This is a genomic window from Novacetimonas hansenii JCM 7643 (assembly GCF_000964405.1).
Classification (GTDB): domain Bacteria; phylum Pseudomonadota; class Alphaproteobacteria; order Acetobacterales; family Acetobacteraceae; genus Novacetimonas; species Novacetimonas hansenii.
This window is the reverse complement of sequence record NZ_BANE01000022.1, coordinates 21448-27702: the sequence shown is the minus strand read 5'-3', so window position 1 is coordinate 27702 and position 6255 is coordinate 21448. Positions and strand designations below refer to the sequence as shown.

The following is a 6255-nucleotide window of genomic DNA, read 5'->3' as shown; positions in this document are numbered from 1 at the left end:
AATTATAAAGGTTTTTGGTGAAGCTTTTTCCAAAAAGCTTCAGAGGACGCCGCCTTTTTCGATCGAAAAAGGCACCCAAAAACTTTTCTTGTTTTCAAACCGCCTCCTGAAAACCCTCCCCTTCACGACCGCGCGGATACGCTTCCCGGTGCGGTGGGCCGCACCAATGGCCCCGGCAGGTGTGTCAGGTGCGCGCAGGCATGTGCGACAGCCACGCACAACGTCATGGCCAGAGCCATGGGAAACCACATGTCATGGCCGACGCGGGTGAATTCGATCCCCAGGGCCAGTGCCGTCATGGGCATGGCCATGAATGTGCCAAGGAAGGCCATCCCGCCGATCAGGGCGGCAGCGTCCACCGGCACGGCGGGGGCGGCAAGGTTCCATCCCGCGACCAGCACGGTGGACAGCAATGCGCCCATGGTCAGGCTTGGCGTCAGCAGGCCGCCCGCCGCGCCCGCGCGCAACGCCCCCATGACGACAAGGATTTTCAGCCCGAGCAGTTCGAGCCCCAGCATCATGCCCACATGTCCCGCCAGGGCAAGTTGCGTCGGCCCGCGCCCGTTGCCCGGCAGTTGCGGAAACAGGCAGGACAGCAGGCCGATACCCGTAAAGACCGCAACGCACCAGGCAATGCGCGCCGCCCCGGATGCCGCCCGGTTCTGCACCAGTGTGCAAAGGCTCTTGATCGCATGGGCGCATATGCCGATGACCGGTGCCGCACAGATGGCCCATAGCAGGATGGCGGGCGTCAGGGGCATGGGGCCGATATCATATTGCTGCACATCGCCCAGTACGGTCCACGGCATCATGGCGGCAATGCCGCACGCACCCAGTGCGGCCATCGCCGCGCGGGTGGAAAATGCCTTGAGCAATACTTCGAGGATGAAAAGCGTCCCCGCCAGCGGCACGTTATAGACCGCCGCAAGCCCCGCGCCCGCGCCACAGGCGATGATGATGCGTGCATCCTCCGGCGTCAGGCCAAGTATCCGCCCCCCGCGTGCCGCCAGCAGCGCGCCGAGTTCACGTGGCGCCACCTCCCGCCCCAGGGGGGAGCCAAGGGCGACGGTCACGATCTGTAGTAAAACATGGATAAGGGTGGACAATGCGGGCATGGCCCTGCCTGGGGCATCGCCCCGCCCCACGGCGGCCGTTACGCTGACCAATGGCCGTCCGCCGCGTTGCAGCTCCCACCAGCCAAGGCCCGCGACCATCCCGCATGCAAACAGTGCCGCAACCCGTCGCCAGTGTGGCGCGGCGCTGATGCCCTGCAGGAAATTCTGTGGCCCCCCTGCCTGCCCATAGCCATAGGCCAGATGCTGGATCGTGTGCAGCACCAGCGCCAGCGCCGTCCCGCCCAGCCCCGACATGATGCCGGTTGCGATGACCGCAAGGACCATGCGCGCGCCGGGCGTGGGTATGGGCGTGGGCGTGGGCGTGGGCGGGGCGGCAGGTGTGGCGGGGTGGGACGCGGCGGATGCGCCGGACGGGAAAGGGGGCAGGGTCATGGCGGCCCAATTCTATGCAGGATGTCCGCGCGGGATGCAAAAGACGATATGAAAAAACCCTGTCCCGCAGGGGCCGGGTGGCATGTTCCCACTATGGCCGTCCACAGTGGCCGTCCTCTGTGGCCGTCCTTTGTGGCAATCATGTTCCGGGGCGTGATTGAAAAGACACGTGTGGTCTTGCAGAATCGCAATGATTACTTGCATGGATCGGCCTTGTCAGGAATATGGCAGTACAGGGCGTTCGTGCTGGTCCGTGGGCGGGATGCGGGCTGTCGCAGTGACCGATTATTTCGTTCAGGGAATGTGATTGGGGCGTTGCGACGTGCCGCCGTACAGGCCCGGCCGTGCCACGGGCGTTGTCGCGTACGCAGGTTGGGGAAGGAAATAGACATGAAATTCGTCATTGCGGTCATCAAGCCGTTCAAGCTTGATGAGGTCAGGGAGGCGCTTTCCTCGATCGGCGTTGATGCCCTGACCGCGACCGAGGTCAAGGGATATGGCCGCCAGAAGGGCCAGACCGAGATCTATCGCGGGGCGGAATACAACATCCAGTTCCTGCCCAAGATCAAGCTGGAGATCGCCGTACCCGATGACATGGCCGACCGCGTGATGGAGGTGATCCAGGCGGCCGCCAATACCGGCAAGATTGGCGATGGGAAGATTTTTGTCCTCGATCTGGAAAATGCCATGCGGATCAGGACCCAGGAAACGGGAGAAAACGCGCTGTGAACAAGATGAACGCCTGGCTGCGCGGGTGTGCCCCGGTTGCGGCCTTTGCCGTGGCGATGGGCGGTGCCTCCGCTCTGGCCGCCGATGCAGCGCCCCCCCCACCCCCCGCCATCGATACCGGTGATACGGCATGGATGCTGATCAGCACGGCGCTGGTGCTGATGATGACCATTCCGGGCCTTGGCCTGTTTTATGCCGGCATGGTGCGCAAGAAGAACGTGCTGGCCACGTTGATGCAGTCATTCGCCATCTGCTGCATCATGACGGTGGTATGGATGGTCGTGGGGTACAGCCTGACCTTTACGTCGGGTAATGCGTTCATCGGCGGCCTGTCGCGCGTGATGCTGAATGGCATGGGGGCCGGGATTTCCAAGGGGTCCGACGTGGCGTTCACCATGGCGGCGGGCACGTCCGCCGCCACGACCATGACCATCCCCGAAAGCGTGTGGATGACGTTCCAGATGACGTTCGCCATCATCACGCCCGCCCTGATCGCGGGGGCCTTCGCCGAACGCATGAAGTTCAGCGCGCTGTGTGTCTTTACCATCGTGTGGTCACTGCTGGTCTATGTGCCGGTCGCGCACTGGGTCTGGGGGCCGGATGGCTGGGTCGCGGCGAAAATCGGGGCCATCGACTTTGCCGGTGGTACGGTCGTGCATATCAATGCCGGTATCGCGGGTCTGGTCGCGGCTCTGGTGATCGGGCGGCGCAAGGGGTACGGCCATGATGACATGTCACCGTACAACCTGACCTATGCCATCATCGGCGCGTCCCTGCTGTGGGTGGGCTGGTTCGGGTTCAATGCCGGGTCCGCCGGTGGGGCGAACGGGCGTGCGGGCATGGCAATGGCCACGACCCAGATCGCCGCCGCCGCCGCGGGTGTGGCGTGGATGTGCGCCGAATGGATCAAGACCGGCAAGCCGACGGTGCTGGGCATCATTTCCGGTGCGGTGGGTGGCCTGGTGGCGATTACCCCTGCCGCGGGCTTTGTCCTGCCGGGCGGTGCGCTGGCCATCGGGCTGATCGCCGGTGTCGTGTGCTTCTGGGGGGCAACCGGCCTGAAGCACATGATGGGATATGACGACAGCCTTGATGCGTTTGGCGTGCATGGCATCGGCGGTATCGTCGGCGCGTTGCTGACGGGTGTGTTCGCCTATGGCCCGCTGTCGGCCACGGATGCCAGCCCCGACGGCGTCAGCGGTTCGTTTGCACAGTTCCTGGCACAGGCGGAATCCGTGGGTGTCACCATCGTATGGTGTGCGGTCGTGACGTTCGTGATCCTCAAGCTGGTGGACCTGACGATCGGCCTGCGTGTCAGCCCGGATGAGGAAATGGAAGGGCTGGACATGGCGCTGCATGGGGAGCGCATCAATTCCTGACCCGGTGCATGTCGTGTGACATGGGAGTACGGAAGGCGGGGCATGTCCCCGCCTTTTTTGTGTCTTTGCCCCTGTTCTGATTCCGGTTCCGGAATGTTGCACATTCGCAATGTGGTATGTGACGATTTTGACACACACCTTGCCGAATGTTACGGATGTCGGAGTGTTACGGTGTGTGGATAAAACCGAAACTGCTAATCAGGATCTATAACTAAGAAAGCGGCGGGGGCAGCTTATGCAAAAGGCGGGGATGGGCGCGCGGGCGTTGCGCACGGGCATCGGATGTATCGTGGCGCTGGGCATGGGGCTGTTGCTTGATGCGCATCATGCCCATGCGCAGGTGTCCGTGTTCAAGAGCATGGAAAAAAGCGATTCCCCGTTCGCGCGCTGGCTGTCGGGCGTGACCCTGACGGGGCAGGTCGAAGGCGGCATCATGGCCAATCCCGCCCGTCCGCAGCCCGGCTACAACTTTGGCGATTTTTTTGCCGACCATGCCAATCAGGTGCAGCTTAATCAGGCGGAGTTCACCTTGCAAAAAGCCATCGACCCGTCGCGTGGTGGTTATCAGGTCGGATTCACGCTGGAGGGGATGTATGGTTCGGATGCGCGTTATTACCAGCTCCTTGGCGTCAGCGCGCATGAATGGAACGCGCGGTACCAGTTGATCCCGGCCCAGGCCCATGCCGATGTTCACCTGCCATGGGCGACGAAGGGCGGATTGGACATGCATGCCGGCATCCTGCAGGCCCCGATGGGGGTGGAGACGCTGGACCCCACGACGCGGCCCTTTTACACGATTGCCTATACGTCTGAATATTCCGTTCCCTTTCAGCATATCGGCGCGATGTTCAACTGGCATGTCACTGACATGCTGGATGTGACGTTCGGGATCGATACCGGCAACCAGACATCGTTTGGCCGATCCGACAACAATAACGCCCCCGCAGGGTATTTCGGGTTCAACCTGAACAACCTTGCGCATGGGAAGCTCAATATTATTGAACTCAGCCGTGTGGGGCCGGAGAACTCGCGCTATTCTTCTGCCGGCGGGGCGTATGAGGCCAATCATGCCGAACGTTTCTGGAACGACATAAACGCCGTCTATGCCGTGAATGACCGCCTGACCCTGACGGCGGAGTTCAATTATATCCATGATCAGGGGCTGAATGGCATCCGTGCGAATGGCAATTTCAAGGCCGCCGATGCCGAAAGCTTCGTCAGCTTCCTCAGCTACAGGATCAACAAGGTCCTGACCTTCAACTATCGCGGTGAAATCTATCGCGACAATAACAACCTTATGGTTTCGACCTTCATCGGCAACAATGCCTATATGGATGGCATTTCCGGCCGCACGACGCCTGCCGATGCGCTGATGCCCGGCCCGACGGGACATGGCACGACCTATGGTGAAATGACGCTGGGTGTGACGTACAAACCCGATCTTGGCCACCATGTGCGGGTGTTCATGCTGCGCCCCGAAATCCGTTTCGACCGCTCGCTCAATGGCACGACACCGTTTAATGGCGGGCGCAACAACGGCATGTTCACCTTTGGCGGTGACGCGGTGATCGGGTTCTGAAGCCCGGCGACCCGTTCAGGGCGCATATGCGCATGATATGCGTATCGCCTGTCACCAGGGCGTCAGGCCCAGCAGTTTTTCACCCAGCGGCGTCAGGCGGGCGGTCGTGGCATTATGCCGTTCCCATTCACGCGGGTCGCCGGGGAAGGCGTCGCGCCGGGGATGGTCGCGTTCGCGCCACAGCCGGATACGTTCGCGCCGTTCGGCTTCGTTATCCCATTGTGCCGGATGCATGGAGATATATTGCGCCATGCGTACGCGGCGTTCCGAATGGTTGGGCCGCACGCCATGGGCCAGCAGGGAGTTGAAGACCAGCAGGTCGCCCGCGTCCATGTCGATATTGACCACATTGAGTCCCGTCATGTCCGGGTGCATCGGGTCGCGGTCCGCGGGTTGTGTCCTGACCCAGTCCGCGAAATGTTCGAACAGGGAGGGCACGCACTGGAACCCGCCGGTGTCGCCGCCCTGTGTCCCAAGGCTCAGTACCCCCTGTACGCCAATGGGCAACGGACGCAGCGACGTATCGACGTCCCAGTGGATGAACCCGTCACGATTGCCATTGCCCCGGTCGCGCACGGGTGGGTTAAGGTTGGCGCGGTCGATTGTCACCCACAAATCCTCGCGGTCCCAGATATCCACGAACGTGTCATGGATGCGGCGTTCCATCCGGTTGTCCCACAGGAACTGATGGTTATAGAGTTCAAGCATCCCGGTATTGTCGAGTTCGCGCATTTTATGCGCACGCCGTTGTGGCGCGTACCATGTTGACGGGTCATCAGGATCCTTGTCATCAAACCGCCACAGCAGATCGACCAGCCGTTCCACATTGGCGGCAGGCACGGCCTGTCGGACGATGACATATCCCCGGCATGTCCAGTGTTCCCAATCGGCCTGTGACAGGACACGTAACGGCAGGGTCTTGCGAATATCCCGCAACTGCGTCGTCGCGGTGGCCGTGGGATGGCTGTGGCGTCTGTCTGGCGGTCTCTGCGGCATCCATTGTCCCCATCTGCGTGCCCCCATATGACCCAATGTTACCGGGGGAGAAGCGGTAGGTTAT

Annotated in this window: 5 protein-coding genes; 3 read left to right on the top strand and 2 right to left on the bottom strand. The window is 61.8% G+C overall.

Going from position 1 to position 6255, the window contains the following annotated elements; all coding sequences use genetic code 11:
* Positions 1-122: 122 nt before the first annotated feature.
* Positions 123-1508: a chloride channel protein gene (locus B7G66_RS01690; RefSeq protein ID WP_231106189.1), complete on the bottom strand. Its 1386-nt coding sequence runs from the start codon at positions 1506-1508 to the stop codon at positions 123-125.
* A 390-nt stretch (positions 1509-1898) separates the two neighbouring features.
* Between B7G66_RS01690 and B7G66_RS01685 the strand changes: the two genes are divergently transcribed.
* The 3 genes from B7G66_RS01685 (at position 1899) to B7G66_RS01675 (ending at position 5195) form a co-directional block, all read left to right on the top strand.
* Entirely contained in the window at positions 1899-2237 is a 339-nt protein-coding gene (locus tag B7G66_RS01685) for a P-II family nitrogen regulator (protein ID WP_003621910.1), read from the top strand.
* 56 nt (positions 2238-2293) lie between these two features.
* Positions 2294-3616 carry an ammonium transporter gene (locus B7G66_RS01680; RefSeq protein WP_275395035.1) on the top strand — a complete coding sequence of 441 codons (1323 nt, stop codon included), beginning with the start codon at positions 2294-2296 and terminating at the stop codon, positions 3614-3616.
* A 301-nt stretch (positions 3617-3917) separates the two neighbouring features.
* Complete coding sequence (locus B7G66_RS01675; RefSeq protein WP_048858802.1) at positions 3918-5195, top strand: outer membrane beta-barrel protein; 1278 nt, start codon at positions 3918-3920, stop codon at positions 5193-5195.
* Between the two features lie 51 nt (positions 5196-5246).
* Here the strand turns inward: B7G66_RS01675 and B7G66_RS01670 are convergent, their stop codons facing one another.
* Entirely contained in the window at positions 5247-6191 is a 945-nt protein-coding gene (locus B7G66_RS01670) for a phytanoyl-CoA dioxygenase family protein (protein WP_003621916.1), read from the bottom strand.
* Between the last annotated feature and the right edge of the window lie 64 nt (positions 6192-6255).

Excerpts from the sequence above, each read along its gene's own strand:
- B7G66_RS01690 (WP_231106189.1), bottom strand. The coding sequence starts at position 1,508 with ATGACCCTGCCCCCTTTCCCGTCCGGCGCATCCGCCGCGTCCCACCCC.
- B7G66_RS01685 (WP_003621910.1), top strand. The coding sequence starts at position 1,899 with ATGAAATTCGTCATTGCGGTCATCAAGCCGTTCAAGCTTGATGAGGTC.
- B7G66_RS01680 (WP_275395035.1), top strand. The coding sequence starts at position 2,294 with ATGGGCGGTGCCTCCGCTCTGGCCGCCGATGCAGCGCCCCCCCCACCC.
- B7G66_RS01675 (WP_048858802.1), top strand. The coding sequence starts at position 3,918 with ATGGGGCTGTTGCTTGATGCGCATCATGCCCATGCGCAGGTGTCCGTG.
- B7G66_RS01670 (WP_003621916.1), bottom strand. The coding sequence starts at position 6,191 with ATGCCGCAGAGACCGCCAGACAGACGCCACAGCCATCCCACGGCCACC.